18 protein-coding genes are annotated in these 26,839 nt (G+C 74.2%); 7 read left to right on the top strand and 11 right to left on the bottom strand.

From position 1 onward, the window contains the following. Positions 1-251 precede the first annotated feature (251 nt). The 4 genes from ACFVFR_RS07150 to ACFVFR_RS07135 all read right to left on the bottom strand — a co-directional run bounded on the left by ACFVFR_RS07150 (position 252) and on the right by ACFVFR_RS07135 (position 5,190). The gene (locus tag ACFVFR_RS07150; protein ID WP_383698673.1) at positions 252-857 is read right to left on the bottom strand and encodes an HD domain-containing protein; all 606 of its coding nucleotides are present in this window, start codon (positions 855-857) and stop codon (positions 252-254) included. A 160-nt stretch (positions 858-1,017) separates the two neighbouring features. Next, positions 1,018-1,977 (bottom strand): LysR family transcriptional regulator, encoded by a 960-nt coding sequence (locus tag ACFVFR_RS07145; RefSeq protein WP_383698672.1) that lies wholly within the window; start codon positions 1,975-1,977, stop codon positions 1,018-1,020. A 451-nt stretch (positions 1,978-2,428) separates the two neighbouring features. Then, on the bottom strand, positions 2,429-3,475 hold the full coding sequence (locus tag ACFVFR_RS07140) for an XRE family transcriptional regulator (protein ID WP_383698671.1): 1,047 nt from the start codon (positions 3,473-3,475) through the stop codon (positions 2,429-2,431). A gap of 518 nt (positions 3,476-3,993) precedes the next feature. Beyond that, complete coding sequence (locus ACFVFR_RS07135; RefSeq protein ID WP_383698670.1) at positions 3,994-5,190, bottom strand: S1 family peptidase; 1,197 nt, start codon at positions 5,188-5,190, stop codon at positions 3,994-3,996. A 1,022-nt stretch (positions 5,191-6,212) separates the two neighbouring features. Between ACFVFR_RS07135 and ACFVFR_RS07130 the strand changes: the two genes are divergently transcribed. Next, positions 6,213-7,412 (top strand): glycosyltransferase, encoded by a 1,200-nt coding sequence (locus ACFVFR_RS07130; RefSeq protein ID WP_383698669.1) that lies wholly within the window; start codon positions 6,213-6,215, stop codon positions 7,410-7,412. 367 nt (positions 7,413-7,779) lie between these two features. Here the strand turns inward: ACFVFR_RS07130 and ACFVFR_RS07125 are convergent, their stop codons facing one another. Together ACFVFR_RS07125 and ACFVFR_RS07120 are read right to left on the bottom strand one after the other, a co-directional pair. After that, a complete protein-coding gene (locus tag ACFVFR_RS07125; protein ID WP_383698668.1) occupies positions 7,780-8,190 on the bottom strand; it encodes a peptidase inhibitor family I36 protein in 411 nt (136 codons plus the stop codon). A 2,911-nt stretch (positions 8,191-11,101) separates the two neighbouring features. Then, positions 11,102-12,760 carry an MFS transporter gene (locus ACFVFR_RS07120; protein ID WP_383698667.1) on the bottom strand — a complete coding sequence of 553 codons (1,659 nt, stop codon included), beginning with the start codon at positions 12,758-12,760 and terminating at the stop codon, positions 11,102-11,104. 144 nt (positions 12,761-12,904) lie between these two features. On the opposite strand from ACFVFR_RS07120, the gene ACFVFR_RS07115 reads away from it, so the two are divergent. After that, positions 12,905-14,071, top strand: a complete 1,167-nt coding sequence (locus ACFVFR_RS07115) for an Lrp/AsnC family transcriptional regulator (RefSeq protein WP_383698666.1) — start codon at positions 12,905-12,907, stop codon at positions 14,069-14,071. A 262-nt stretch (positions 14,072-14,333) separates the two neighbouring features. Then, positions 14,334-14,786, top strand: a complete 453-nt coding sequence (locus ACFVFR_RS07110; RefSeq protein WP_383698665.1) for a phospholipase — start codon at positions 14,334-14,336, stop codon at positions 14,784-14,786. Between the two features lie 106 nt (positions 14,787-14,892). On the opposite strand, the gene ACFVFR_RS07105 is transcribed toward ACFVFR_RS07110, so the two are convergent. The 4 genes from ACFVFR_RS07105 to pheA all read right to left on the bottom strand — a co-directional run bounded on the left by ACFVFR_RS07105 (position 14,893) and on the right by pheA (position 20,051). Further along, the gene (locus ACFVFR_RS07105; RefSeq protein ID WP_383698664.1) at positions 14,893-16,020 is read right to left on the bottom strand and encodes a MerR family transcriptional regulator; all 1,128 of its coding nucleotides are present in this window, start codon (positions 16,018-16,020) and stop codon (positions 14,893-14,895) included. A gap of 207 nt (positions 16,021-16,227) precedes the next feature. Beyond that, positions 16,228-17,040, bottom strand: coding sequence for an HAD family hydrolase (locus ACFVFR_RS07100; protein WP_383698663.1), 813 nt, complete (start codon positions 17,038-17,040; stop codon positions 16,228-16,230). After that, the gene (gene serS / locus ACFVFR_RS07095) at positions 17,037-18,314 is read right to left on the bottom strand and encodes a serine--tRNA ligase (protein ID WP_383698662.1); all 1,278 of its coding nucleotides are present in this window, start codon (positions 18,312-18,314) and stop codon (positions 17,037-17,039) included. Before serS ends, ACFVFR_RS07100 begins: the two co-directional genes overlap by 4 nt. Before the next feature lie 801 nt (positions 18,315-19,115). Then, positions 19,116-20,051 carry a prephenate dehydratase gene (gene pheA, locus ACFVFR_RS07090; protein ID WP_383698785.1) on the bottom strand — a complete coding sequence of 312 codons (936 nt, stop codon included), beginning with the start codon at positions 20,049-20,051 and terminating at the stop codon, positions 19,116-19,118. Between the two features lie 782 nt (positions 20,052-20,833). Here pheA and ACFVFR_RS07085 point away from each other — a divergent pair. Next, positions 20,834-21,721 (top strand): SIS domain-containing protein, encoded by an 888-nt coding sequence (locus tag ACFVFR_RS07085; RefSeq protein WP_383698661.1) that lies wholly within the window; start codon positions 20,834-20,836, stop codon positions 21,719-21,721. A gap of 397 nt (positions 21,722-22,118) precedes the next feature. Here the strand turns inward: ACFVFR_RS07085 and ACFVFR_RS07080 are convergent, their stop codons facing one another. After that, the gene (locus ACFVFR_RS07080) at positions 22,119-23,099 is read right to left on the bottom strand and encodes a helix-turn-helix transcriptional regulator (protein ID WP_383698660.1); all 981 of its coding nucleotides are present in this window, start codon (positions 23,097-23,099) and stop codon (positions 22,119-22,121) included. A 73-nt stretch (positions 23,100-23,172) separates the two neighbouring features. On the opposite strand from ACFVFR_RS07080, the gene ACFVFR_RS07075 reads away from it, so the two are divergent. From ACFVFR_RS07075 to ACFVFR_RS07065, 3 genes are all read left to right on the top strand, one after another. Next, on the top strand, positions 23,173-23,559 hold the full coding sequence (locus ACFVFR_RS07075) for a VOC family protein (protein WP_383698659.1): 387 nt from the start codon (positions 23,173-23,175) through the stop codon (positions 23,557-23,559). Between the two features lie 1,138 nt (positions 23,560-24,697). After that, on the top strand, positions 24,698-25,480 hold the full coding sequence (locus ACFVFR_RS07070; RefSeq protein ID WP_383698658.1) for a DeoR/GlpR family DNA-binding transcription regulator: 783 nt from the start codon (positions 24,698-24,700) through the stop codon (positions 25,478-25,480). 277 nt (positions 25,481-25,757) lie between these two features. After that, positions 25,758-26,771 (top strand): ABC transporter permease, encoded by a 1,014-nt coding sequence (locus ACFVFR_RS07065; RefSeq protein ID WP_383698657.1) that lies wholly within the window; start codon positions 25,758-25,760, stop codon positions 26,769-26,771. Positions 26,772-26,839: the final 68 nt, after the last annotated feature.

The raw sequence follows: 26,839 nt of genomic DNA, 5'->3' as shown, positions 1-26,839 counted from the left end.
AGCCCGCGTATCCGCTAGCAGCCGACGCGCGCCTGCGGCCCAACCCGCGCCAGCGACCACCCCACCCCAGCCGAACGCCCGGCCAGCGGGCGACCCGCGCCAGCCGCGCGCTCGCCAGTGGGCAAACCCGTCAGGCGGCAACCCGCCGAGCGCCCGCCGTCCTCGCCGGTCGAGCGGCTGGCCGGGGCGGTCCCACACCCGGGCCCGGCGGTGGGGGCCGCCCCGGCCGGGCGGACGGGGGTGGGGCCGGATCAGCCCTGGTCGAGCGGGTGGGCGAAGGTGCGTTGGGCCCAGGACTCCGTGACCAGCTTGGCCGCCGCGCAGTCCGGCTTGCGGGCCGCCTGGTCCTGGAAGAGGGCGATGAAGGACTCGGCGAAGCCGAGCCGGGGGTACGCGTCGACCAGGGCCTTGGTGAAGTCGGTGTCGAAGGCGTCGAGGCCGCCGCCCGAGACGTCGGCGCTGGTGCCGACCTGGAGCAGGCGGCTCTCCACGTCCTCCTCGGGCGAGACGGCCTCGCGCATGTGGAGCACGATGATCTCGGCGGCCCGGTCGCGGCGCGCGGTCGGCCAGCCGAGGCCGGCGGTGAAGAGGCGGGCCAGGTGCCCGCTGGCGTCCTCGAACGCGACGGTGTGGCTGTCGAACGGCGGCGTCAGGGCCAGGTCGTGCAGCAGCGCGGACACGAGCAACAGCTCGTTGTCGAAGTCGAGGCCGCGCGCCTCGGCCCAGGCGGCACCGAAGAAGTACGACCGCACGGAGTGGTGGTACAGCGCGTCGTCGGCGTATTCCGTACAGACCAGCCGCGCGGCTTCCACGGCGTGTCCGTCCGGTACGCGAATCCCTGCAACCTCGTTCAGCACCCGCCGACTCCCTTTCCCGCGTCCAGCGAACGGCATTCCGTTACGCCTAGCCAAGCTACCCGCCCGCGCCGCGCGGCGAACGCCCACCCGGGCAACCGCGCCCGCCCGGGCGACCACGCGCACCCGGACAACCGCGCCCGCCCCAGCGCCAGTTGCGTCACTACTCGGCCAGCGCTCCCGCCCCCGCCGGCGCCTCCCGCGCGGGGCGCGGGATCGGGAGGGGAGCCGGGTCGGGGTGGGGCAGGCTCTGGGCCACCGCTTCGGCGAAGGCCAGGGCGGCCGGGCTGAGGGTCTCCCAGCGGCGTACGGCCCAGCCGGTGGCGAGCGGGGGCAGGGACGGGATGGGGACGAGGCGCAGGGCGGGGTGCTCGGTGGCGCGCCAGCCGGGGAGGGTGGGCACGATCGCGTGGCCCAGGCCGAGTTCGGCCAGCAGCATCGCGGTGTCCCAGTCGGCGACGCTGGTGCTGGCGTCCGGTTCGGTGCCGTGTTGCGCGAAGTGGCCGTCCAGGGAGCGGCGTGAGGTGGAGTTCTCCGGGAGCCGGATGTGTCGGATGTCGGCGAGGTCCTCGGGGCCGATGGTGGCGCGTGTGGCCAGTGGGTCATCGGCGCGTACGGCGAGTACCCACGGGAGCCGGACCACGGTGCGCTGCTGCACGCCGCGTACGGGCGGGCCGATGGTGATCCACGCCAGGTCGGCGGTGTCGGCGGCGAGCGCGTCCAGGCAGCCCCGGCCCGAGTGCGAGGTCTGGAACTCCAGCCCGACCTGGGGGTGTCGGGTCCGGAAGGCGACGACGGCCTGGGACATGAAGTGCCGTACGGAGATGGCGCCGGTGGTGATCCGCACGGTGCCGGCCGCGCCGTCGCGGATCTCGCGCAACTGGCGTACGGCCAGGTCGAGCGCGCCGATGCCGTCATGCGCGGCGTGCCGCAGGAGGCGGCCGGCGGCGGTGGGGGCGACCCCGCGCGGCTGGCGTTCCAGCAGCGGCAACCCGAGCTCGCGCTCCAGGCGGCGGACGCGCTGGCTGACGGCCGACTGGGTGCAGGACAGGTCGCGGGCCACGGCGCTGAGGCTGCCCGCCTCGCAGACCGCGAGGAACGCGCGAAGATCGTCGAGGGTCATTCGGTCACGCTAGACGAGCACACCAGGCCAAGCCAGGGCTTGGGGAGTTGGAAGAAAACCCGTGGATTGACTTGGGGGTGGCCGGTGCGGATCCTCGTGGGCAGGGCGAAGTCGGCGCAACGGAGCCCCGGGCGGCAACCCGCCCGTCACGGCGCCGCGCGTCCGGAAGCGCGGCGTGGCGGCGGACGGGTGCCGACCCGTCGACCTCGGCGGGGGCCGGCCCCCGGCCCCGTGGCCGTGTGGGAGCCGGCCCACCCGCCCCCGGCTCACCCCACCCCACTCCGGACCAGGGCGGCCCGGACCGGACAGGGCCGGAAGCCCAGGCCGGATCGGGCCGGAACCGATCAGCCCAGGCCGGTCAGGAGCAGGCCGAATCGGCCCGGGCCAGGCCGGCCCGGAGGGCGTATCCGCTGGTCAGCGTGTGCGCTGGGGGCGGAGGTCAGGGGCTGGCTCAGTCCGCCGGCCACTCCCAGGACATGCCGTGGACGCCGGCCGGGCAGCGGATGGGGAGCATGTGCGCCGAGTGGGAGACGTCGAGCGCGATGCGTCGGCTGTAGCGCTGTTCGGCGCCTATCTGCTCGCGGTAGTAGCGGTGCACGCTGGCCGGCAGGGCGTCCGGGTGGAAGTACACGTGGAGCAGGTACTCGCGCAGGTGGACGCGGGTGCGGCGCTCGTGGTGCGTGGAGGGTACGCCGCTGGGGCCGAGCTGGATCTCGTACTCGATCACCGCGGTCTCGTTGCGCACCAGCTCCCGGCCGAACAACACCTCGATGACGATGCAGCGCAGCTCGGGCAGGAAGCGTACGGAGCCCGGCTCGCCGCAGCGTACGACGACGTCGATCGACTCCGCCGCCGTGTCGTCGATGCAGTGCACGACCGTGAACCGGCTCGCTCCGTCGCGGGTGGCGCGCAGCACCTGGTGGACGGCGGTGCCACGGATACAGCGTCGCTCGTCCAGGCGCAGCGTCTCGCGGATGACCACGGAACACAGGTCCTCGTTGAAGTGCGCGAACGCCGCGCCCAGGGCGCGTTCCACGGTCGAGTTCTCGCCGAAGACGCGTTGGGAGGCGCTGAGGTCCTGGAGTTCGCAGACCGAGCGCCCGCGCGGCCGGTGCGGGCCCAGCAGCGAGCGCAGGGCGCCGGTGGGCAGCGTGAGGATGTCCTCCAACGCGTCCACGGCGCGCAGCGACTGCGCCCGTTCCGGCTGGCTCCGGCCGCGCTGCCAGTAGCTGAGGGTGGCCAGGCTGATGCGGATGCCACGGGATTCGAGCCGCTCCCTGACCCGCTCCAGCGGGAGGCCGCGTTGGCGGAGGGCCTCGCGGAAGACGGTGGCGAAGGACGTGGCCGCTGTGGCGTGCGTGGTGCGTGGGGATGCGGCGGTCGTGGCGGCGCCGTCGGGGGTGACGGCCGTGGTCCGGGGGGCGCCGTCGGGGGTGGCCGGTGGTGAGGCGGCGGCCCGTACCCGGGCCCTGGGCGGCGCCCCGGCCGCGACGGTCACGCGCGGTGTGGTGAGCGGGACGGCGGCGGTCCGCTCACCGCTCCCGGCGGGCGGGGCGTCGCGGCGGGCCGGCGGGGGCCCGGCCTGGGGCCCGGCCACGGTGCCGGCCCGGCGGCGGGGGCCGGACGTGGCGGCGGTGTCGGATGGGGCGGAGGCGGCGCTGCTCGGTCGGGTGCGTGCGGGCACGGTGGCACGGGGCTGTGGGGCGGTCGTGGCCGAGGCTCTGTCACTCGGGCCATCGCCCGTGCCGCCGTGGGGCGTCTGGTTCATGACGTCTCCGGGGGGTCACACGGTCTCGCGATGGCGGGGCGCGCGTCGTACGCGTACGGAGTGGTGCGCGGTGGAACCGGTGGTACCGGGGCGGTGTGCGGCGGTACCGGGGGGACACGGGGTACTGGGTGGGGGACGGGGGTGGGTGCGGGGTGACGCGCGGGCCTCGCGATGCCGCTGCCAAACAGTGCGGGGGCCGCTCACCGTATCCGGCGAGCAGCCCCCGTGTCCCGTGAGGTGGGTGTGACCTAGCCGAGGTTGAGGGTGAGCCCGTAGTACGACAGGGCGTCGTCGAGGGGCTGGAAGTAGGAGGAACCAGGCGAATTGACGCTGCCGTCGCACTTCTGGTTGGTCGGGCCGCCCGAGGTCATGCCCTGGGCCTGGTTGCCCGATATGTACGCGCCGCCGCTGTCGCCGCCCTGGGTGCACACCGAGGAGCTGCCCAGCCCGCGCACGACCGTGTCCGGGCCGCCGTTCTGGTCGGTGTAGGTGACGGTGACGTTGTACGACTTGACCGCGCCGCAGGTCCACTGCGTGGTCTGGCCGGACTTGCACAGCGCGGCGCCGGCGGCCGCGCGCTTGCTGCCCTTGACCGCGACGGTGCCCGCCTTGCCGTACGTGCCGACCTTGGTGGCGATCGAGTCGTCGGAGTCGACCCGGGCGATGCCCATGTCGACGCTGTTGGTGCCGATCGCGAACCGGGTCTTCTCGCCCTTCGCGAAGTGCTGGTCGTCGTAGTACAGGTCGGGCAGGTCCTCGATGCAGTGGCCGGCGGTCACCAGGTACTGGCGGCCCGCGCTGTCCTTGGCGCCGTAGCCCACCGAGCACAGGTAGCCGTTGAACGTCATCCGGCTGCCCGGGTAGACGAGCGCCTGCGGGGCGAGCCGCTGCGTGCCCTTGACCACGCGGACGGCCTCGCCGTACGACCTGGCCTGCTTCAGGAACGCGCGGGCGCCGGCACCGCGGTCGCTGGCCACCTCGACGACAACGGTGTCGGACGGGAGGTCGACGGACCAGGCGGCGACGCCGGTGGGTGTCTGCCGAGCGGCCTGGGCGTCGAGCTTCGCCTTGATCGCGTCGAGGGCGGACTCGCCCCGGGCGGGAACGCGCGCGCTCAGCCCCGCGTCCTCGATCCGGTCGGCGGTCCCGGCGTCGGGAGCGTTGACGACCAGCGTGCCCCGGGCGTCGAAGAACGCGCCCTGGGTGGCGATCCGCTGCTTGTCGAGACCAGCCAGGGTGTGCTGCTGGGCCGCCTGGGAGTCGAGCCGCTCGATCGCGGCCCGCTCGCTCACGCCGAGCGAGCTCGCCAGCGCCGCGACCATGCGCGGCTCGTAGCGGGGGGCCATCGGCGCGGAGTCGTCCCTGGCCTGCGCGCCGGAGACCACCGTGACGGACAGCAGGGCGCCGACGGCGGCGGCGAGGACGTACGTGCGGGAACCTCTCACGCTTCTTCCTTCCGGTTGCAGCGCAAGCCGCCCAGACAGGGGTGACACCTCGCGACAGGGCGGGGCGGGGAGGGCGCTTGGCTGGCGGTGCGGGTGGGGACCGCTGGCCGCGCCCCGAACTTTGGCCCAGCGCACAGAAGCGGAACAAGCCCTTACCGCCCGCCTTTTTTCAACACGGTTACGTAAATCTGTGAAGGTGGGGCGGTGTGTGGGGCGAGCGGTCGAGCGCGGTGGGGGTGGGGGTGGGGGTGGCCTGTCGGCGTGCGGGGGAGTGGGTGGGACGGCGCGGGGTTAGTGCCTTGCCCTGGGTGGGGCGGTGGGTTGGGTGTCTGGTTCCGGGTGGGGTCGTGGGGGCGGCGCCCGGTCGGGGGTGGGGCCGCGAGTGGTCGGCGTCCCGCCGTGTCGCTGTTGGTCGGCTGGTCGCCGCGCGCCGGCGCCTCGGTGCGGTGGGTGGGGGGGTGGGGGAACGGTGGGATGTGAGCGCCGAGCGACCGCGATGGTCAACTCCGTTGGTGGTACACGCTGTTGACGCTACGTGGCGGGCGGGGCCGAGTCGCCGGGAGGGTCCGCGTCGTGCGGAGGGTTCGCGTCGGGGGAGGGCGCCTCGCGACAGGGTGAGTGTGCGCGCGTCGGGCGTCTGGGTGCGCGCTGTCGGGCGCCTGGGTGGGTGCCTGGGTGGGTGCCCGGGGCGGATCGTGGCCGGTGCCGGTGCCGGTGCCGGTGCCGGTGCCGGTGCCGGTGCCGGTGCCGGTCGCGGGTTGTGCCGGCTGCCGACCGTGGGCTGTGCCGGTCGTCGCGCGGGGCGTGTGCCGTGGTGGGCGGGGTGGCCGGCCGTGGGCGTACGCCGGGTGTGCGGCAGGGGCCGGCGGCGCGTGGTCGGTGTGCGGCAACAGCGAAGGCAAGGAGTCGCGACTCCTTGCCACTCTCAACGTATAGCGCGTCGGGGGGCTTGCGGCAAGGCCCGGTACGTACCGCAGAATCGGCGGCCGAATGCCACAGCCTGCGGAAACGGGGATCGCGAAGTGCGTGTGTTGTTGACGGCGTGGGGGTCGCGCGGGGACGTCGAACCACTGGCGGGGCTGGCGGTGGCCCTGCGGGAGCAGGGCGCGGAGGCGCGGGTGTGCGCGCCGCCGGACGAGGAGTTCGCGACGTTGCTGGCGCGCGCCGGCGTGCCCCACGTACCGCTCGGGCCGACGGTGCGGTCGGTGGTGGCCGGGCCCAGGCCCCCGACGGCCGAGGACGCGTTCCGGCTCGCTCCGGAGCTGGTCGCCGCGCGGTTCGACACGCTGCCGGCGGCGGCGCGGGACTGCGACGCCCTGGTGGCGACCGGCCTGATGCCGGCCGGGGCGCGGGACGTGGCCGAGAAGCTGGGCATCCGCTACGTACTCGCCTGCTTCCACACCCTCGGCCTGCCCTCGCGGCACTCCCGCCCCGGGAGGCGGCCCGGCACTCCGTCGCCGGCGGGCGAGACCGACAGTCGGACGCTGTGGAAGCAGGACGCCGAGCGGGTCAACGCGCTGTACGGCGCGGCCCTCAACAGCCGTCGGGCGGGGCTCGGTCTGCCGCCCGTGGACAACGTCCGCGACCACGTCCTCACCGACCGCCCGTGGCTGGCGGCGGACGCGACGCTGTGTCCGACGCGGGACCTGACAGATCTCGACCTGGTGCGGACGGGGGCGTGGCTGCTCCCCGACGACCGGCCGCTTTCGGCCGAGTTGACGGCGTTCCTGGACGCCGGCGAACCGCCCGTCTACGTCGGCTTCGGCAGCATGGCCTCGCACGCGCCCCAGGGCGTCGCCCGGGTGGCCGTCGAGGCGAGCCGCGCGCACGGTCGCCGCGTCGTCCTGGCCCGTGGCTGGGCCGAGCTGGCCCCGATCGACGACGGCGCCGACTGCCTCGTCGTCGGCGAGGTCAACCAGCAGGCGCTGTTCCGCCGGGTGGCCGCCGTCGTGCACCACGGCGGCGCGGGCACCACGACGGCGGCGGCCCGCGCGGGGGCGCCGCAGGTCGTGGTCCCCCAGATCGCGGACCAGCCGTACTGGGCGGACCAGGTGGCCAAACTGGGCATCGGCGCGGCGCACGCGGGGCGGACGCCGACTCGCGACTCCCTGTCCGCCGCGCTGGCCACGGCCCTGACGCCCGGCACCCACGCACGGGCGAGCGCGGTGGCTGGAACCGTACGAACCGACGGGGCGACCGTGGCCGCGCAGCTCCTGCTCTAGCGTGCGGCTTCCTCGCCGGCCCTGCCCGCGATCCGCCCGGCCTTCGGCCCGACACCCCCGTCTGTCGATGTGCCTGCCTGGGTGCCTGGCTGGCCGCCTGTTCGGCCGCTGGTCCGCTCGCCCGCTGGTCCGTTCGCCGGTTGGCGGTTCGCCCGCTTGGCCGCTGTTGGGGGCGAGGGCGCGCGGTGGGTGGGTGAGGGCGCCGGGGATGGCGGGCTGGCCGGGGCGGCGGATCGGTCAAGTCCGCTGTCTTGAACGGGCGTTGGCCCACCGAAAGTGGCGACGGCCCGCGCGTGGGTGGGTGTGCCGCCGGGGCGGTGGCCCCGCCGGTTGGGGCGGGCGGGGCCACCGGATGGGCGCGCTCAGGTCAGCAGCCGGCCCAGCGGTTGGAGTAGAGGGTGGGCAGGTTGCCGCCGATCTTCTTCCAGCCGGTGCCCTTGTTCAGCGGGTACCCCTTGCCCTTGAACTGCGGCTTCGCGTGGACGACCGCCCGCTTGCACTGGGTGCCGTTGTTGTACGCCGACTTCGGCTTCTTGAAGGCGCCGCCGTACTTCCGCAGGTCACGGTTGGTGCCCGCGACCTTCTTTACCTTGCCCTTGAAGTTGTACTGCGGGTAGACGCACAGGTAGCCCCGGGGACAGTTCTTCGGGGCCTTGAGGACGGTCGTACCGACGTCGCCGCTCGGCCCGGAGAAGGCGGTGGCCGACGGGGCGGCGACGAGGCCACCCGAGACGGTGACCGCTGCCGTGAACAGCACGAGTCGTTTGCGTACGTTCATGGTGGTGGGGTTCCTCTCGGTGAGGGGCGGCGCCGGAGCGAGGCCCGGCGGGCGGGGTGGCACCGAGGTGCCACCACCGTCCCGCGCCAACCGTCGTACGGCGCCGCCTGTCTGAACCAACTGCGGTACACGGTCGACCTGTCGGGCCTGTTCCACATCGGCCCGGCCCCCCGTGGTCGCCGTCGCACCGAGCAGCAGTCTTGGGAGGCGGGGCGTTGTTGCGCAGCCCGCTCCGGGGCGCGCAACAAAACGCGCTTTGTCCCGGCGCGTTCCGGATAGCCGGCGCCCGCCGTGAGACAGCCGGCGGGCGCGCCGCCCGCCCCCAGTTCGGCGCCCACCCAGCCGAAGTTGACCGAAGAACCCGTTCCTCCCGCGAACTTCCGCCGGGTTTCGGTCGCCAGTTATCCCCCAGCGAGACCCCAGCCAACCCCCAATGCCACCCCACCCACCAGGCGCCCCCCCGCCTGTCACCCGAGCCCACCCCGCGCACCGCCCCCCCCGCACGGCCTGAGGCCGCCCGACCAACTCCGCACACGACGCGGGCCCGCCGGTCAGCGGCGCCGCCCTGGGCTGCCGAGTCAACTCTGCCGGTCGGGGCTGCCGCGTCAGCTGTGCCGGCAGGGGCTGCCGCGTCAGCTGTGCCGGCAGGGGCTGCCGCGTCAGCTGTGCCGGTCGGGGCTGTCGAGTCAGCCAGGACGGCTGTGTCCGCCGGGCTCCTGTGCCGGTCGGGCCGACCGAGGGTTGTCGCGTCCCCGAACCACCCGGGGCCGTTCCGGCTACCCGCGCTCATCACGCGCACCGCCCTCCCGTACGACCTGAGGCCGCCAGGCGAACTCCGCGCGTCACGCCGGCCGACCGGGGCTGCTGGGCTGGCCGGGGCTGCTGGGCTGGCCAGGGCCGCTGGGCGGGGCAGGGCTGTTGGGTCGGGCGGGGCTGTTGGGTTGGGCAGGGCTGTTGGGTCGGGCGGGGCTGCTGGGCGGGGCAGGGCTGTTGGGTCGGGCAGGGCTGCTGGGTAGGGCAGGGCGGTCAGGTCAGCTGTGTCGGCCGGGCGAGTCGTGCCCGCCGCGACGACCGTGGCTGCTGTGCCCGCCGCCTCGCGCCTCGGCCCCCCGGCCGGGGGCGGCCACGCTCGCCGGACCGTCCGGGACCCGTTCGGCTAGGCCAGGCCCGTAGCGACGGCTGGCCCGACCACTCGGCGGCGGGCTCGACGGCCAGCGTGCCCACCAGGTCGCCCCGGCGCAGCAGCCGCCCCGCGCGACGGCCGTGCCGAGGCATCCCCGCCAGGCCCCGTACCCACCGGGGCGCCGCCAGCCGCATGCACGGGCCTGACCAGGGCTGTTGCCCCGACCGAGGCAGAGCCGGACTCCCCGCCCACGAGCCCTCGCCACTCACCCGCGCCCCTCAGGCGACTGGGCCCCGCACCCGCCGGACCAACCCGATCATCCCCGCACCCACCCAACCGATCCGCCCTCCGTGCCCTCCGTGCCGGCCCGGCCGGCTCCTCGTACCAACCCGGCCGGTCAGACGCCCACCTGCCGGACCCTTCCCCGGATCGGACCGCGAGCCCCCGCCGCCCGCCGAATCGCACAGACCCCGCACCAGCCAGACCGGCCAGGTCGCCCCCGTGCCAGCTCGGCCGGGCGGCCTCCCGCGTCCGCCGAATCGCGCGGATTCCGTGCCAGCCGGGCCGTTCCCACCGAGTCGCCCAGGCCGCGCAACCGCCGGACCCGCGACGTCGTCCCCGCGTCAGCTCGGCCGGCCGGCCTCCTACGCCCGCCGAGTCGATCAGGCTCCGTATCAGCCCGGCTGGCCAGCCCCCGCCGCCCGCGAAATCGCGCAGGCTCCGTGCCAGCCCGGCTCGTCAACCCTCGCCGCCCGCCGAGTCCATCAGGCCCCGTACCAGCCGGGCCGACCAGTCCCGCCGAGTCGATCAGGCCCCGTACGCGCTGGACCTGCGAGCTCGTCCCCGTACTAGTCGGGCCGGTCAGACTGGTCAGGCCGTCCTCGCACCGGTCCGGCCGCCCAGGCCACTCCGGCGCAAGCCAGACCAGTTAGGTCACCCCGTATCAGCCCGGCCGCCCCCGTATCAGCCAGACCGGCCAGGTCACCCCGTATCAGCCCGGCTGGCCAGCCCCCGCCGCCCGCCGAATCGCGCAGGTGCCGTATCAGCCCGGCTCGTCAACCTCCGCCGCCCGCCGAATCGCACAGGCTCTGTGCCAGCCCGGCTCGTCAACCCTCGCCGCCCGCCGAGTCGATCAGGCCCCGTACGCGCTGGACCTGCGAGCTCGTCCCCGTACTAGTCGGGCCGGTCAGGCCACCCAGGACCTCGCGCCAGCCCGGCCGGCCAGGACCTCGCACCGGCCCGGCCGCCCAGGACCTCGCACCGGCCCGGCCGCCCAGGACCTCGCACCGGCCCGGCCGCCCAGGCCACTCCGGCGCAAGCCAGACCAACCAGCTCGCCCCCGTATCAGCCCGGCCGCCCAGGTCACCCCCGCGTAAGCCAGACCGTCCAGGTCATCCCTGCACCAGCCCGGCCGCCCCGGCCACCCCGGCGCAAGCCAGACCGTCCAGCTCGCCCTCGTACCAGCCCGGCCGCCCCGGCCACTCCCGCGTAAGCCAGACCGTCCAGGTCACCCCGCACCAGCCCGGCCGCCCAGGCCACTCCGGCGCAAGCCAGACCAACTAGGTCACCCCCGTATCAGCCCGGCCGGCCAGGCCACCCCCGCGTAGGCCAGACCGCCCAGGCCACCCCGCACCAGCCCGGCCGGCCAGGCCACCCCGTATCAGCCAGACCGCCCAGGTCACCCCCACACCAGCCCGGCCGGCCAGCCCCCCGTCCCGGCCCGGCCGGCCGAGGCCAACACCCCACTCTCCGCGGCGCCTGCGCGCCGCCCCGCCCCGCCCCGCCCCGCTACGCCACCGCCGCGCCCGCGGACCGCGTGTCGCCCGCCGCTCCCGCGGCTCCCCCCGCTCCCGTGGCCCGGTCCGGGGTGTTGGGGGATGTGTCGTGGTGCGTCGGGCCGGGTTCGTCGCGGACGACCGCGAAGACCAGGAGTGCGGCGGCCACGGCGGCCACGCCCGATATCAGGCAGACCCGGTCGATGCCGGCCACGAACGCGTCGCCGGCCAGGCGTTCGACGGCCTGTCGGGTGGGTCCGGACGGGGCGGCGGCGATGACGTCGGCGGCGTGGCCGCCGCTGATCGCCTCGGCCGCGTGGCCCGCCGCCTCGCGGTCCGGCGCGGTGCCCGCCGGGGCGGCCGTCGTGGCGCCGTCGGTGAAGACGGTCCGTACACGTGAGGCGAAGACCGTGCCGAGGACGGCGATGCCCAGCGCGTACCCGAACTGCCGCGAGGTGTTGACCGCGCCGCTGGCCATGCCGGAGCGCGCGGCCGGCACCAGCCCCAGCGCCGCCGAGATCAGCACCGGTGTGGCCAGGCCGACGCCGAGGCCGGCCACGGCCAGGCCCGGAGCCAGTTCGGCCCACCCCGCGTCGCCGTCCACCAGGGCGGCGTTCAGCAGCGCGCCCGCCCCCACGAGCAGCAGCCCGAGCCCCACCGGGATCCTCGGCGACAGGTGGCTGAGCAGCTTGCCGCCGATCACGCCGATGACCAGCGCCGACACCGCGAGCGGCGTCACCGCCAGCCCCGCCTCGATCGGGCTCATGCCGAGCAGCGACTGGAGCCACATGCCGACGTAGGTCAGATAGGGGAAGGCGCACGCCTGGAGCACCACCGCCGCCACCATCAGCACCACGAACGACGGGCTGCGCAACAGCCCCAGGTCGAACATGGGCTGCCTCAACCGCCGCTCCACCAGCACGAACGCGACCAGCGCCAGGCCGGCGCCGACCAGCGCGGCCGTGGTGCCGGCATCGCTCCAGCCCTCCTCGCCGCCACGGATCAGCCCGTACGTCAGGCCACCGGCGAAGGCCGTGAACAGCACCACGCCCGCCGCGTCGACCCGGCCCCCCGCGCGACCGGTGGACTCGCCGACCGTGCGCAGCGTGAGCCAGCCGGCGAACACCGTCAGCGGCAGGTTGACCAGGAAGATCGCCCGCCAGTCCAGGGTCTCGGTGAGCAGCCCGCCGAGCACCGGCCCGACGGCCGCCGCCGCGCCGCTCGTACCGCCCCACACGCCGAAGGCCACGCCCCGGTCCCGGCCGGAGTACGTCGCCATCAGCAGTGGCGTGTTGGTCGCGAACATCGCCGCCGCGCCCACGCCCTGGAGCGCGCGGGCCACGATCAACAGCCCCGGTGACGGGGCCAGTCCGCAGGCCAGCGAGGACAGCGCGAAGACCGCGAGCCCCAGGACGTACAGCCGCCGGCGCCCGAACAGGTCGGCCGCCGAACCCGCCGCCATCAGCAGCGCGGCCAGCGCCAGGGCGTAGATGTCCATCACCCACTGGAGGGAGGTGAAGGAGGCGTCCAGATCCCGCGCGATCTCGGGCAGCGCGGTGTTCACGATCGTGACGTCCATGATCAACATGAAGTTGCCCAGCGTGATGGCGACCAGCGGCCACCACTTGCCGCGCGTGCCGGCCCCGGGGCCGGGTCCGCCGCCCATCGTCATGGCTGTTCTCTCCCTTGTCCGTGCTGTGCTCCGCGCTCGTCCGTGCCGCGCTTCGAGCCGGCGCCCACCTTCCGGCCCTCTCGCCGGCCCACCCCAGCCAGCACCCGCCCGGTGGCGATAACCGACACGGGTTAGCGTGGAGCGGTGAAACCCGACGTGTTCGACGACCTGGACCGACAGCTCGTGCACGCCCTGCAGATCGACGGGCGCGCCCCCTTCGCCCGGATCGCGACGGCGCTCGGCGTCTCGGACCAGACCGTCGCCCGGCGCTACACCCGGCTGCGCACCAACGGCCTGATCCAGGTCCTCGGGCTGACCGACGCCCGACCGCTGGGCGAGACCGCGTGGTTCCTGCGGGTGCGGTGCCGGCCCGACGCGGCCGTGCCGGTCGCCGAGGCGCTGGCCCGCCGCCCGGACACCTCCTGGGTGGCGCTGATGTCCGGCGGCACGGAGATCACCGTGGTCGTCCGCAGCGGCAGCGAGCAGGACAGCGACGGGCTGCTGCTGCGCGAACTGCCGCGCACGCCCCAGGTGGTGGACGTGACGGCGCAGTACATGCTGCACCAGTTCTTCGGCGGCCAGCAGGGGCTGGTCAACAAGTCGGGCGCGCTCTCCGACGCGCAGGTGGAGCTGGTGCGCGCGGGCGCGAGCCAGGAGGTGGCCACACCGCTGGGCACGAGTTCGGGGTTCGGCGCGGGCGTGAGCCTGAGCATGGACGCCGCCTTCGGTACGGGTACCGGATCCGGGGCGGCGGGCTTCGGCGCGGGCCTGGGCGCCGGCCCGGCCGTGGGCGCCGGCGGCGGGCCGCTGTCGGAGGGGGCCGTGCCACCGGCCGCCGCGGTGGTGCTCGGCGAGGGTGACCGGCGCCTGCTCGGCGTCCTCGAACTGGACGGCCGGGCCCCGCTCGGCGACCTGGCCGCCGCCACCGGCTGGTCGCAGTCGACCGTACGCCGCCGGCTGGCCGAACTGCGCGAGCTCGGCGTGCTCTACTTCGACGTCGACTACGACGGGCGGCTGTTCGACATCGGCACCCGGGTCATCCTGTGGATGGCGGTGCCACCCTCCGACCTGCACGAGACGGGTGAGCGGATCGCCGCACACCCCGAGGTCGCCTGCTGCTACGCCAGCACGGGCAAGCACAACCTCTTCGCCATCGCGATCTGTTCGGACACCGCCGCCTTCTACCGATACCTCACCGTGCGCGTCGCGGCCCTGCCCGCCATCCGCCGCCTGGAGACCGCCCCCATGATCCGCCGGGTCAAGGGCCCGGGCCCGGTCTTCACGGGGGCGCCCCTGCGCCGAGGCCGCTGACGGCCCGCCCCGGCCGAGGGTGGACGAGGTGGGGGCGACTGGTCGCGTGCTGTTCATATGAACGTCCGTGCACGGCCCTTGTCGTTTGACAGGTACCTGCGGAAACCTGTTCTCCGCACACGGGTCTACGCGCGCTGACTACGCGCGTCGTCTATGCGCGTATACCCGCCGTGTGCCCGCACTCCGCTCGCACGGCCCCGGGGCGGTCCCCTCGTGCTCGACGCCCCGGGCCGCTCTCACCGCACCCCACGGAGGAACCCTCATGCGTCGGATGGTCGCCACCCTGTCCACCACCGCGGTCGCCGCGGTCAGCGCCGTCACCCTCCTCGTCTCCCCGGCCTCGGCCGCCCCCGCCGACAAGGCGCAGGTCCTCGCGAGCTGGACGCAGACCAGCGCGTCCAGCTACAACGCCTGGAACTCCGCCCGCTCCAACCAGGGCGCGTGGGCCGCGTACGGCTTCGACTGGTCGACGGACTACTGCAGCAGCTCGCCCGACAACCCGCTCGGATTCCCCTTCAAGAACTCCTGCGCACGCCACGACTTCGGCTACCGCAACTACAAGAAGGCGGGCACGTTCAGCGCGAACAAGCCCCGGTTGGACAGCGCCTTCTACGAAGACCTCAAGCGCGTGTGCAACGCGTACAGCGGCGCGTCGAAGACGACCTGCGACGGCACGGCGTGGACGTACTACCAGGCGGTCAAGCAGTTCGGCTGATCGACCGGCCACCTCCGGCGGCCCCTCGGCCGCCCCCCACACGGGCGGGCCCGCGACGCGCACGCGGCCCCGCCCGCGTCGGCGGGGGCCGCCCCCGCACCAGGGATCAGGCTATGAGCAGGCGCAGGCCCAGCTCGGCCGCGTCGAGACCGACGAGGTCCCGGTTGCGCTCGGCCCACCGGCCCGAGCCGAGGTCGTCGCGGAGCTGGCCCACCGCCCGCTCCTCGGCCCGGGGCCCGACCCGGGTCCACACCGAGACCGCGCGGCGTACGCGCTCCTCCAGGTACGCCTCGGGCCGACGCCAGTGCGCCTCGAAGAACCCGTCGGCGCAGTCCCACGGGATGAGCACCGGCTCCAGCCGACCGCCGACCGCGCGGGCCAGCTCCTCGACCGGGGGCCGGCCGACGACGACGCCGGCGACCTCGGGCAGGTAGTCGCGGGAGAGCCAGAAGCGGTGCCGCCAGGCCACGTCGCTGGCGTCGTGCGTGAACACCACCACGCGGCGGGCCACGCGCCGCATCTCCCGCAGTCCGGCGAGCGGGTCGTGCCAGTGGTGCACGGTGCTGAAGGCCATCGCGGCGTCGAAGGACTGGTCACCGAACGGAAGGCGCTCCGCGCTGGCGGCCACGCACGGCGCCGCGCCCCGGGGGCGCTGGGCCCGCATGACCGCCGACGGTTCCACCGCCGTCACCTGGCGGTCCGGCGGCTCGTACGAACCCGTGCCGGCCCCGACGTTCAGCACCGTCCGCGCGTCCCCGAGCGCCTCCCAGACCTGTCTGGCGATGCGCGGCTCGGTGCGCCGCGTCGCCGGATAGGCCGAACCGATGGTCTCGTACAGCCGCGCGCCGAACATGCTCAGTCGCTCCTCCGTCGTCGTGCTGATGCCCATGGCCCGGGCGCTCAGTTCCCGGTCGATGGCCGCCACCGTGGCCGCCGCGTGGTCGCGCCGCTCCACCAGCAGGGCGCGCAGCCGGTGCAGGTGCGCCAGCGCGTCGGTGTCCGGGTCGTCCACCAGGTCCGCTATCGCGCGCAGCCCGAATCCCAGCTGCCGGTAGGCGAGCACCTTCCGCAGCCGTTCCACGTCGTCGGTCGAGTAGGCCCGGTACCCGGCCGGGGTCCGCGCGGAGGGCTGGGCGAGGCCGATGTCGTCGTAGTGGTGCAGCGTGCGCACGCTGACGCCGGCCAACTCGGCCACGCGCCCCACGGTCAGGTGTTCTTCCACGGCATCGACCATGCGGCATGACGCGACGTGAGGGTCAAGCGTTTCGTGCCCGGGCGGGCGCGCGACTCCCCCGCCCACGCCCCACGGCGTACGCGTGAGGGGCGCCTCTCCGTGGAGAGGCGCCCCTCTGGGACGTGTCGGGTCGCTCCGCGCGCCACGACCGGCGATGTCGCCATCCGCGATGTCGCGACGCCCGCGCGGTGCGTGGCCCGTGGGCCGCTACGCGAAGAGCGACTCCAGGACCACCGCGATGCCGTCGTCCTCGTTGGACGCGGTGATCTCGTCGGCCACGGCCCGCAGTTCGTCGTGCGCGTTGGCCATGGCCACGCCGTGGCCGGCCCAGCCGAACATCGGCACGTCGTTGGGCATGTCGCCGAAGGCGATGGTCCGCGCGGCCGTGACGCCGAGTCGACGCGCGGCCAGCGAGAGCCCGGTGGCCTTGGTGAGGCCGAGCGGCAGCATCTCGACCATCCCGGGGCCGGCCATGATCACGCCGACCAGGTCGCCGGCCACGTTGCGCGCGACGGCCGCCAACTCGTCGTCGGTGAGCGTGGGGTGCTGGAGGTAGAGCTTGTTGATCGGGGCTTCCCACACCTCGTCCACGTGCTCGAAGACCGGCGACTCCAGCGTGCGGTCCTCGACCGTGTAGCCGGGGCCGAAGAGCACCTGTCCGTCGAGCCCGTCCCGGCCGGCCGCCAGGTACAGCGGGCCCGTCTCGGACTCGACCTTGGCCAGCGCGAGGGCGGCCAGCCGGCGGTCCAACGTCACCGAGGTCAGCAGCCGGTGCTCGCCCGCGTCGTAGACCTGACCGCCCTGGCCGCACACCGCCAGGCCCTGGTATCCCAGGTCGTCCAGTATGTGCCGGGTCCAGCGGACGGCCCGGCCGGTGACCACGATGTGCCGGGCGCCGGCCGCCGTCGCGCGCCGGAGCGCCGCGCGGGTGCGCTCCGAGATCGTGCCGTCGGAGCGCAGCAGTGTGCCGTCGAGGTCGGTCGCTATGAGCTCGTACGGAAGCGCGGGCGCGGCGCTCACGGGGTGACCGGCTCAAGGACCTCGCGGCCACCGAGGAAGGGACGCAGCACTGGCGGCACGGCGACCGAACCGTCCGGCCGCTGGTGGTTCTCGAAGATCGCGACGATGGTGCGGGGCACGGCGCACAGCGTGCCGTTGAGCGTGGCCAGCGGCTTCACGTGCTTCCCGTCGCGCATCCGCGTCGCCAGGCGCCGGGCCTGGAACTCGTCGCAGTTCGACGCGGAGGTCAGCTCGCGGTACTTGCCCTGGGTGGGGATCCACGCCTCGCAGTCGAACTTGCGCGCCGCCGAGGCGCCGAGGTCCCCGGTGGCCACGTCGATCACCTGGAAGGGCAGCTCAAGGCCGGTCAGCCACTGCTTCTCCCAGTCCAGCAGCCGCTGGTGCTCGGCCTCGGCGTCCTCGGGGTCGACGTAGGAGAACATCTCGACCTTGTCGAACTGGTGCACCCGGAAGATGCCCCGGGTGTCCTTGCCGTACGTGCCGGCCTCGCGCCGGAAGCAGGGCGAGAAGCCCGCGTACCGCAGCGGCAGCCGGTCCGCCTCGATGATCTCGTCCATGTGGTACGCGGCGAGCGGCACCTCGGACGTGCCCACCAGGTAGTAGTCGTCCTTCTCCAGGTGGTAGACGTTCTCCGCGGCCTGGCCGAGGAACCCGGTGCCCTCCATGGCGCGCGGCTTGACCAGCGCCGGCGTGAGCATCGGGGTGAAGCCGGCGGCGGTCGCCTGCGCGATGGCCGCGTTGACCAGGGCCAGCTCCAGGAGCGCGCCGACGCCGGTGAGGTAGTAGAAGCGCGAGCCCGAGACCTTCGCGCCGCGCTCGGTGTCGATGGCGCCGAGCAGGTTGCCCAGCTCCAGGTGGTCCCTGGGCTCGAAGCCCTCGGCGGCGAAGTCGCGCGGGGTGCCGATGGTCTCCAGGACGGTGAAGTCCTCCTCGCCGCCGACCGGGACGTCGGGGTGGACCAGGTTGCCGAGCTGGCGCAGCAGGCGCTGCGTCTCGTCGGCGGCCTCGTCCTGGGCGGCGTCGGCGGCCTTGACGGCGGCGGACAGCTCGCCCGCCTTCCGCAGCAGCTCGGCCTTCTCGTCGCCGGTGGCCTTGGGGATCAGCTTGCCGAGCTGCTTCTGCTCGGAGCGCAGTTCGTCGAAGCGGACGCTGGACGTCCTGCGCCGCTCGTCGGCGGAGAGGAGTGCGTCGACGAGGCCGACGTCCTCTCCACGGGCGCGCTGGGAGGCGCGCACACGGTCGGGGTCCTCACGGAGCAGGCGAAGGTCAATCACCCCTCCAGGTTACCGGTGCGTGCTCCGCCGGATCGACGCGATATTCCGCAACGGCGTGTTGGCATTTGCCCAAATTTGCACCGAAAAGAAGGCGGAAGGCGGTGAGCGGGATCGTGAGCGACCCGGCACCCGGAAATGCGGTCGCGAAGCGTCAAGAATACGGCGCGCATTCCCCCACAGGGGGTACGAAGTCACGCCAGGGTGACCGATTTCCGCTGTGGAGGGGGGAGTTGGAGCGTCGCGGTTGTCCACAGGGAGGTGGGGTGAGCGCACAACTTATCCACAGGCTGTGTGCACAATCTGTGGACTTTGAGGTCGGACATTTTGCCCGCGTCATGCTGGGCCATGGATTCCCCGGCCATCCTCATCTCACACCCTCTTCCGAGTGAGTTGGGTCCCTTCTTGGTGATCGCGTCGGGGTCGGTCGAGAAAGTGGGGGCGATGTGAAGCGGGGTGCGAAGAGTGTTGATGTTTGAGTGGATTGGTGCATTTGTCGCCTAGGTCGGAATCACCATGTCGACTTATTCACAGGTCGAGTCGCACCTGTGGATAACTTTGCAGCCGTGTGGATCGCCGTTCCGTCGCACCCGCCCACCCGCCGCCCGGCCCCGCCACGCCGACCCCACCCGGGGACGCGGGGCGCCGCGCGTGAGCGGGCCGTCGCGTACGAAGCGGGCCGTCGCGTACGAAGGGGCCGCGTACGAAGGGGAAGGCGCGCGGGAGGGGCGGGGCGCGCGGAAACCGGCCGCGTGGGCCGCGGCGGGGTGTCGGCCGCGCCGGGCGCGGGGGCCGGCGGCGGGGTCAGGCGCGGCCGTCCTGGCAGCGGGCCAGCCACTCGGCCGCCAGGACGAAGTCCGTGTCCGAGGTGCCGTGCCGCGACTCGCCCACCTCGGAGGGGGCCACGCCCGCGCGCGGGTACGAGCCGAGGAAGCGCACCCTCGGGCACAGTCGCTTCAGGCCCATCAGCGCCTCGGCCACCCGGCGGTCCGTGATGTGACCCTCGCAGTCCACGGAGAAGCAGTAGCGGCCGATGCCCTCGCCGGTGGGCCGGGACTCGATGCGCATCATGTTCACACCACGGGCCGCGTACTCCTGGAGGAGTTCGAGCAGCGCGCCCGGGTGGTCGTCGCCGAGCCAGAGCACGACCGACGTCTTGTCCGCGCCGGTCCGCGCCGCGGGCCGGGCCGGGCGGCCGGCCAGGACGAACCGGGTCTGGGCGTTCTGCGCGTCGTGGATGTCGGAGACCAGCGGGTCCAGGCCGTACGTCGCCGCCGCGAACTCGCCCGCGAACGCCGCGTCGTAGCGCCCCTCCCGCACCAGGCGCGCCCCGTCCGCGTTGGAGGCCGACGACTCCCACACGGCGTCCGGCAGGTGCTTCGCCAGCCACTTGCGGACCTGGGGCTGGGCCACCGGGTGACCGGTGACCGTCTTGATGTCGGTGAGCTTCACGCCGGGGCGGACCAGCAGGGCGAAGGCGATCGGCAGCAGCACCTCGCGGTAGATCGTCAGCGGCTCGCCGGTCGCGAGTTCGTCCAGGGTGGCGGTGACGCCGCCCTCCACCGAGTTCTCGATGGGTACCAGCGCCGCGGCGGCCTCGCCCGACCTGACGGCGTCCAGCGCGGCCGGCACGGACACCATCGGGACCAGCTCGCGGGTGGCCGCCTCCGGCAGCGTGCGCAGCGCGGCCTCGGTAAACGTGCCCTCGGGGCCGAGATACGTGTAGCGGCTGGGCGACATCACCATGGGTCCTCGCGATCTGGCGTCCGGCGGGCGCGCCGCCGCGCGAGCCGGTGGCGCGCGGGAACCAGTGCCCCGCGCCCGGTGGCGCCCCCGCGCACCCGCCGGAGCGGTACGCGGGCCGCGTGGCAGGCCGCCCGTGGATGTGGTGGGAGATCGCCACGATACCGGTGCGCGCGTCCACCACTTGGCGCGCCGAGGGCGAGCCGGTCGCCGGCGGGCACACGCCATCCCCGGGCGGCGACGCCCGGCCTGGGATACGCGCGCCTGGCGTGGCGCACACGCCGGGAGGGGGTCACGTGGGCGTGGGCGTACGCGAGGCGGGCGGGGTGGTGGTGGCGTACGGGAGATACGGGCCAGGTGCGGGGCGTCGGGGACGCGGGTGCGCGAACCAGTGGGAGGGGTCGCGCGCGGTGGGGCGTGCGGGCACGCTGGACCTGATGTCTTGTCAACTCCTTCCCGGACTCGGCCGCTTGTCGGTTCGGGGTGCGCTTCCCGTACGCATGCGGTACGCGGCGCCGTACGCGCTTCGTACGGGAGCCCCTACCGCGCCGGCATGCGCGGGGAGGGCGCGCGCTGGGGCGGTGGTGTCGTAGTCGGCGGGTGGCGGCGTCCCGTGGAACCGGTGGGGTCTGTCGAGGTCACGTGGGGTGGGCGCGGAGGGGCGGGTGTCGGTGGCGCCCTCGTGGTGCTCGTGTTCGTGGGTGCACGAATGCTTGAACATGATTGAAAGTGTCACCTAGACTGCATGAATAATCATCCCCTCTCGCTTCGGAGTAGCCGTGACGCATGTCGAGAAGGAACTGGCCAGTCAGCCAGCGTGCTGGAGCCGCGCGGCCGAGCTGGCCGAGGCGCAGCGCGAGGCGTTCCCCGAGCGTGGCGAGCGGGTCGCGGTCGTGGGGTGTGGCACCTCGTACTTCATGGCCCAGGCGTACGCCGCGCTGCGCGAGGGCTCGGGCCAGGGCGAGACGGACGCGTTCGCCGCCTCCGAGTTCCCGTCCCACCGCCGTTACGACCGCGTCGTCGCGCTGTCCCGCTCCGGCACCACGACCGAGGTGCTCGACCTGCTGGCCCGGGTGCGCGGGGGCGAGGGCCGCACGGTGGCGATCACCGCGGACCCGAACACGCCGGTGATGACGGCGGCCGACCGGGTGGTCGTGCTCGACTTCGCCGACGAGCGCTCGGTGGTCCAGACCCGGTTCGCCACCACCGCGCTCACCCTGCTGCGGGCCCATCTCGGCCTGCACACCGAGGGCGCCGAGCGCGACGCGCGGACCGCGCTGGCCGAACCGCTGCCCGAGGGGGCGGTGGACGCCAACCAGTTCACCTTCCTGGGCCAGGGCTGGACGGTCGGGCTCGCCAACGAGGGCGCGCTCAAGATGCGCGAGGCGGCGCTGGCCTGGACGGAGTCGTACCCGGCGATGGAGTACCGGCACGGCCCCATCAGCATCAGCACCACCGGCACCGTGACCTGGATGCTCGGCGCGGCCCCCGACGGACTGGTCGACCAGGTGCGCGAGACCGGGGCGCTGTGGGTGGCCGGCGCGCTCGACCCGCTGGCGGAGCTGGTCCGCGTCCAGCGCCTCGCCCTGGCCATCGCCGACCGCCGCGGCCTCGACCCCGACACCCCGCGCCACCTCACCCGCTCGGTCATCCTCGCGGCGGGCTGACCGGGCCTGAGCGGCCGGCCCGTCCGCCTGAACGCCACCTGGCCCGGGCCGCACGCGCGGGCACAGCGCCGCGACCGGGCACGTGCGAGCGGCCTGAGCGACTGGTCCGAGCGATCGGCCCGCGCGGCGGGCCCGCTCGCGCCCGCCGCCCCCCGACCGGCCCCGCCCTCGACGGGACCCCTCCTCCGGAGGGCGAGGGCGGGGCCGACCACCACCGCTGGCCGCTGAGCCTTGGTCGCCGGTCGCCGGTCGCCGGTCGCCGGTCGCCGGTCGCCGGTCGCCGGTCGCCGGTCGGCGAGCGCTGCTCGGGTGCCGGTCGCTGACCGGGTGCCGGAGGCTGGCCAGGGACGCCGGTCGCTGGACCTCTGCGGGGTGGCCGGGGCGGGGTGGGTGTTCGTCAGGGGGAGGGGGCCCGGTCCGGGACGGGGTGCTCGTTGTCCTCGTGGAGTTGGCGCGTGAGGGCGACCAGGGCCTGTCGTACGGGCTCGGGGGAGAGCACGCGCAGTGGCGTGGACAGGCGCAGGAGGTAGCGGGCCAGGCCGTCCGCGTCGGGTCCGCCGACGTCCACGATCGTGGCGTCGGGGCCGTCGGCGCGGTGGCCGCCGACGGTCGCCGGGATCAGCCGCAGCGCCTGGTCCATGGGCAGCGGCAGCCAGAACGTCACGGTCATCGGGTACGGGCGGGCCGCGATCGCGTGGGAGACCAGCCGTGCCGGGTCGGGCGGATCGCCCAGTTCCACCGGTCGGCCGGCGGGACGCAGCTGCTCGACGCGGTCGGCCCGGAAGGTGCGCCACTGGTCCCGGGCGACGTCCCGGGCGACGAAGTACCAGCGGCGGCCGGTGTGGACGAGGCGGTACGGGTCCACCTCCCGGACGGTGGCGCTGCCGTGGCGGTCCCGGTAGGCGAGGTGGGCGCGTTCGCCCCGCCGGCACGCGGCGGCCAACTCCATCAGCACGTCCGCCACGACCTGCGGTTCGCTGGGCCTGGGGGTGTGCGCGAGAGTGGCGTCCAGCGCGCCGAGCCGGTCCGCGACCCGTCGCGGCAGCACCTGGCGCAACTTCAACAGCGCGGACAGCGCCGCCTGGTCGCCGCCGAGCGTGCCGCCCAGCGCGACCTCGCGGAGCGCGACGGCCACCGCGAGGGTCTCCTCGTCGTCCAGGATCAGCGGCGGCGTCCGCGTGCCCGGACGCAGGCGGTAGCCGCCCCACGGTCCGGGGTCGGACTCGACGGCGTACCCCAACTCCCGCAGTCTGGCGACGTCTCGGCGCACCGTGCGATCGGTGACGGCCAGCCGTTCGGCCAGCTCGCCGCAGGTCCACGACGGGCGGTCGGTCAGCAACGCGACCAGGCGCAACAGCCGGGCGGAAGAACTGATCACCCGGCGAAGTGTGCCACGGAAGGAGCGATAACCCGGACCGGAACTGTCCTGGTCACGTCCTAACCTCTGCGGCATGCCTACGGACACCACTTCCGCTCCCGCCTTCCGCTACTCCGCCGTCACCTTCGACTGCCCCGACCCCGCCGTGCTGGGCCGCTTCTACGCCGAGGTCACGGGTCTGCCGGTGGCCTTCTCCGGCGACGACTTCGTGATGCTGGGCGAGCCGGGTGCGCCCGGCCTCGGCTTCAGCCGACTGGCCGACTACCGGCGCCCGACCTGGCCGGACCCGGACCAGGAGAAGCGGGCGCACCTCGACTTCGGCGTCGACGACCTGGACACCGCCGAGGCCAGGTTGCTCGCCCTGGGCGCGACCAGGGCCGACTTCCAGCCGGACGCCGACCGCTGGCGGGTCCTGCTCGACCCCGCCGGGCACCCCTTCTGCATCTCGACCGTGGCCTGACCCGCGCGGTGACCGGGTGCGTCGGTCTGACCGGCCCGAGGCACCCGACTGACGGGCCGGCCGACCGGCCGACTGACGGGCCGGGCGACCGGCGTACCGGCCGTCGCCGGCGTACCGGCTGGGCCCGCGCGTCGGGCCCGGCCAGTACGCTTCCCGCTCCCCGTGGCACCGCCCGCCTCCGGCGGCACCATCGGCCCAGCCGCCCCCCGCTTCCCGCTTCACCCTCTCGGCCCGACCGCCCGCCCCCTCTGGGGCAGCCGGTCGGGCCGATGCCGTGGGCGGCCGTGAGCCGGGCCACGCGCCGGCCCGGCCAGTAGCTGCGAGCCCGGCCCCGCGGGCACGAGCCCCACCGGTGCCGCGCGTTCGGCCCCGACCGCGAACCCCACCACCGTCCGCGAGTCCGGCGACCAGCCACGGGCACGGCCCCCGGCCGCGACCCCCGCCACCAGCCCGGGGCCGACAGCCCCCGGCCGCGACGCCGGCCCCACCCACGAGCCTCGTCCCCACCCCCGAGCCCCGCCGTGGCCCCACCCCCACGACGCACGCCCCACTCCCACGACGCACGCCCCGGCCCCGCCGCCGCCCCGCGAGGTCGCCCCGGCGTGGCCGGTCTTCGTGCCCTGTGCGGACAATGGGGCGGGCGGCGCGCGATCATGTCGGGAGTGGCCGGCGTGCGGCTGTGGGCTCTTGGATGTTTTTGTTTGTGTTGATGGGCCAAGATTCATGAGTGCGCAGCCAGGTGGGTGCGTATGCCACCGTGTTCGGTGCCGGGGCACAGTAGGCGCGGGACCGTCGCGCGGTGGTGTCGTGCCGGGTGTCCGCGTACGCGCCACCACGGGCCCGGTCGCGTACGGCGGGGCCCACCGGCCTCGCGCGCACCCCGTCCCACGGGCCCGGCACCCGACAGCGGCGGCTCACCGGCGGCACCACCCGACGGGGACCCGGCGCGCGCTGCCCGGCGGCGGCGCGGCACCGGGCGGCGGCGTGGTGTTCGACGGGCTCTCGCGCGGTGTCGCCGCACGGACGGGAGCGGGCGCCGCACGGCAGATGGCAGGACGACAGGAACGACGATCCGCACGGCCCCGCGCCAGCGGAACCACGCGCCGCCGACTCGCGGTCGCGAAGTGGTGGAGGTGTAGTGAACCGGTACGAACGGCACAACATGCTGCTGGGGCTGCTCGCGGAGCGGCGGCAGTTGGAGGTGGACAGCATCGCGGCCGAGCTGGCCGTCTCGGCGGCGACGATCCGCCGTGACCTGGACCATCTCGCCGAGCAGCGGCTGCTCACCCGCACCCGGGGCGGCGCGGTGGCGCACACCGTCGCGTACGACCTGCCGTTGCGCTACAAGGCCATGCGGCACGGCGAGGAGAAGGAGCGGATCGGTCGGGCCGCCGCCGGCCTGGTCAGCCGGGGCATGGTGGTGGGGCTCAACGGCGGCACGACCACCACCGAGGTGGCCCGCGCGATCGCCACGAAGACGGACGGCCCGGACAAGGCCGACGAGCCGGTGGTGACGATCGTGACCAACGCGCTGAACATCGCCAACGAGCTGGCCGTCCGCCCGCACGTGAAGATCGTGGCCACCGGCGGGGTGGCGATGCCGCAGTCGTACGAGCTCATCGGGCCGTTGGCCGGGCACATCCTGCGGGAGATCAGCCTGGACATCGCGTTCATCGGGGTGGGGGCGCTGGACGCCGAACTCGGCGCCAGTGCGCACGACGAGGGCGAAGCGAGCATCAACGCGCTGCTGGCGGGGCAGGCCCGCAAGCTCGTGGTGGTGGCGGACAGCTCCAAGCTGGGCGAGCAGGCGTTCGCCCGGATCTGCCCGGTGAGCGCCATCGACGTGCTGGTCACGGACTCGAACGCGCCCGAGCAGGCCAAGCGGTTCGAGGAGCGTGGGGTGACCGTCATCCAGGCGTGAGTCCCGCCTGGGGCGGCACCACCGCCCCAGGTCACGCGCAGTGGAGTGTGATTCTGCGCGTTTCCAGAACTTTATGAACACCTCTTGTCACCTTCGAGCAGTGGCGTGCAAGATGAAGCCTCCTCGTGGTGAACGTCGCCGCGTACGGCTTCCGGCCGTGCGCCCCGACGTGCTCCGACCGCGAGGACTCGGCAGTCGCACTCCCCGCACGGCGCTCACCGCGTGCCACGGGCGGGCTGCCCCGCATCCGCTCTCGCTCTCACTGCCGGAGGTGAATGTGACGGCTTCCGTTTCCTCGTCTGCCCGTCCGGGCACGTCGCAGCACGAAGCCCCGCCCTCTGCGGCCCCCAGCCCGAAGGGAGGGCGGGCTCAGCGCAAGCCCGGTCGCATTCCGCTGCGCCACCGACTGCGCCGCGACCGGGTGCTGTTGGCACTGTGCCTGCCCGGCGTGGCGTACTTCGGGGCCTTCTTCTACCTGCCGCTGCTCGGCAACGTCATCGCCTTCCAGGACTACCAGCCGTTCCTGGGCTTCAAGCACAGCCCGTACGTGGGCATGCGGAACTTCGTCGCGCTCACCGAGCAGCCGGAGTTCTGGACGGCGGTCTACAACACGTTGGAGATCACCGCGCTCCAACTGCTGTTGTACTTCCCCGCGCCGATCGCGCTGGCCCTGCTGCTGAACTCGCTGGTCGGCGAGACGTTGCGGCGCTTCGTGCAGACCGTGGTCTACCTGCCGCACTTCCTGTCCTGGGTCGTGGTGGTGGCGATGTTCAAGCAGGTGCTCGGTGGCACCGGCACCGTGAGCAGCTTCCTCAACGACAACGGGGTCGCCGTCGGCAACATCATGACCAACCCCGACACGTTCAAGCTGCTGGTCACCTCCCAGATGATCTGGAAGGACTGCGGCTGGGGGGCGATCATCTTCCTGGCCGCGATGGCCTCCATCGACACCGCGCAGTACGAGTCGGCGGCCATGGACGGCGCGGGGCCCTGGCGGCGGATGTGGCACGTGACGCTGCCGGGCATCCGGCCGGTGATCATCATGCTGCTGATCCTGCGCCTGGGCGACATCCTCAACGTCGGCTTCGAGCAGATGCTGCTCCAGCGGGAGGCGGTGGGCGCCGAGGCGTCCGAAGTCCTCGACACCTACGTCTACTTCCACGGCGTCGTGGACGGTGACTGGGGCATGAGCACGGCCGCCGGACTGATGAAGGGCGTGATCGGCCTGGTGCTGATCCTCGCCGCGAACAAGCTGGCCCACCGCTTCGGCGAGCAGGGAGTGTACAAGTGACCACCTCGCTGCTGTCCCCGCGCAAGCCCCCCGCCGACCGGCGCCCCGGCACCCCCCGCCTCCGCCGC

The sequence above is a fragment of the Streptomyces sp. NPDC057702 genome (genome assembly GCF_042799315.1).
Lineage (GTDB): Bacteria > Actinomycetota > Actinomycetes > Streptomycetales > Streptomycetaceae > Streptomyces.
Note: the sequence above shows the minus strand (reverse complement) of the source record. Positions and strands in the feature narration are given on the sequence as shown.

Bases quoted from the DNA above. Each gene is read 5' to 3' on its own strand.
- ACFVFR_RS07075 (WP_383698659.1), top strand. From the start codon at position 23,173: ATGCCTACGGACACCACTTCCGCTCCCGCCTTCCGCTACTCCGCCGTC.
- ACFVFR_RS07110 (WP_383698665.1), top strand. From the start codon at position 14,334: ATGCGTCGGATGGTCGCCACCCTGTCCACCACCGCGGTCGCCGCGGTC.
- ACFVFR_RS07105 (WP_383698664.1), bottom strand. From the start codon at position 16,020: ATGGTCGATGCCGTGGAAGAACACCTGACCGTGGGGCGCGTGGCCGAG.
- ACFVFR_RS07145 (WP_383698672.1), bottom strand. From the start codon at position 1,977: ATGACCCTCGACGATCTTCGCGCGTTCCTCGCGGTCTGCGAGGCGGGC.
- pheA (WP_383698785.1), bottom strand. From the start codon at position 20,051: ATGTCGCCCAGCCGCTACACGTATCTCGGCCCCGAGGGCACGTTTACC.
- ACFVFR_RS07120 (WP_383698667.1), bottom strand. From the start codon at position 12,760: ATGACGATGGGCGGCGGACCCGGCCCCGGGGCCGGCACGCGCGGCAAG.
- ACFVFR_RS07125 (WP_383698668.1), bottom strand. From the start codon at position 8,190: ATGAACGTACGCAAACGACTCGTGCTGTTCACGGCAGCGGTCACCGTC.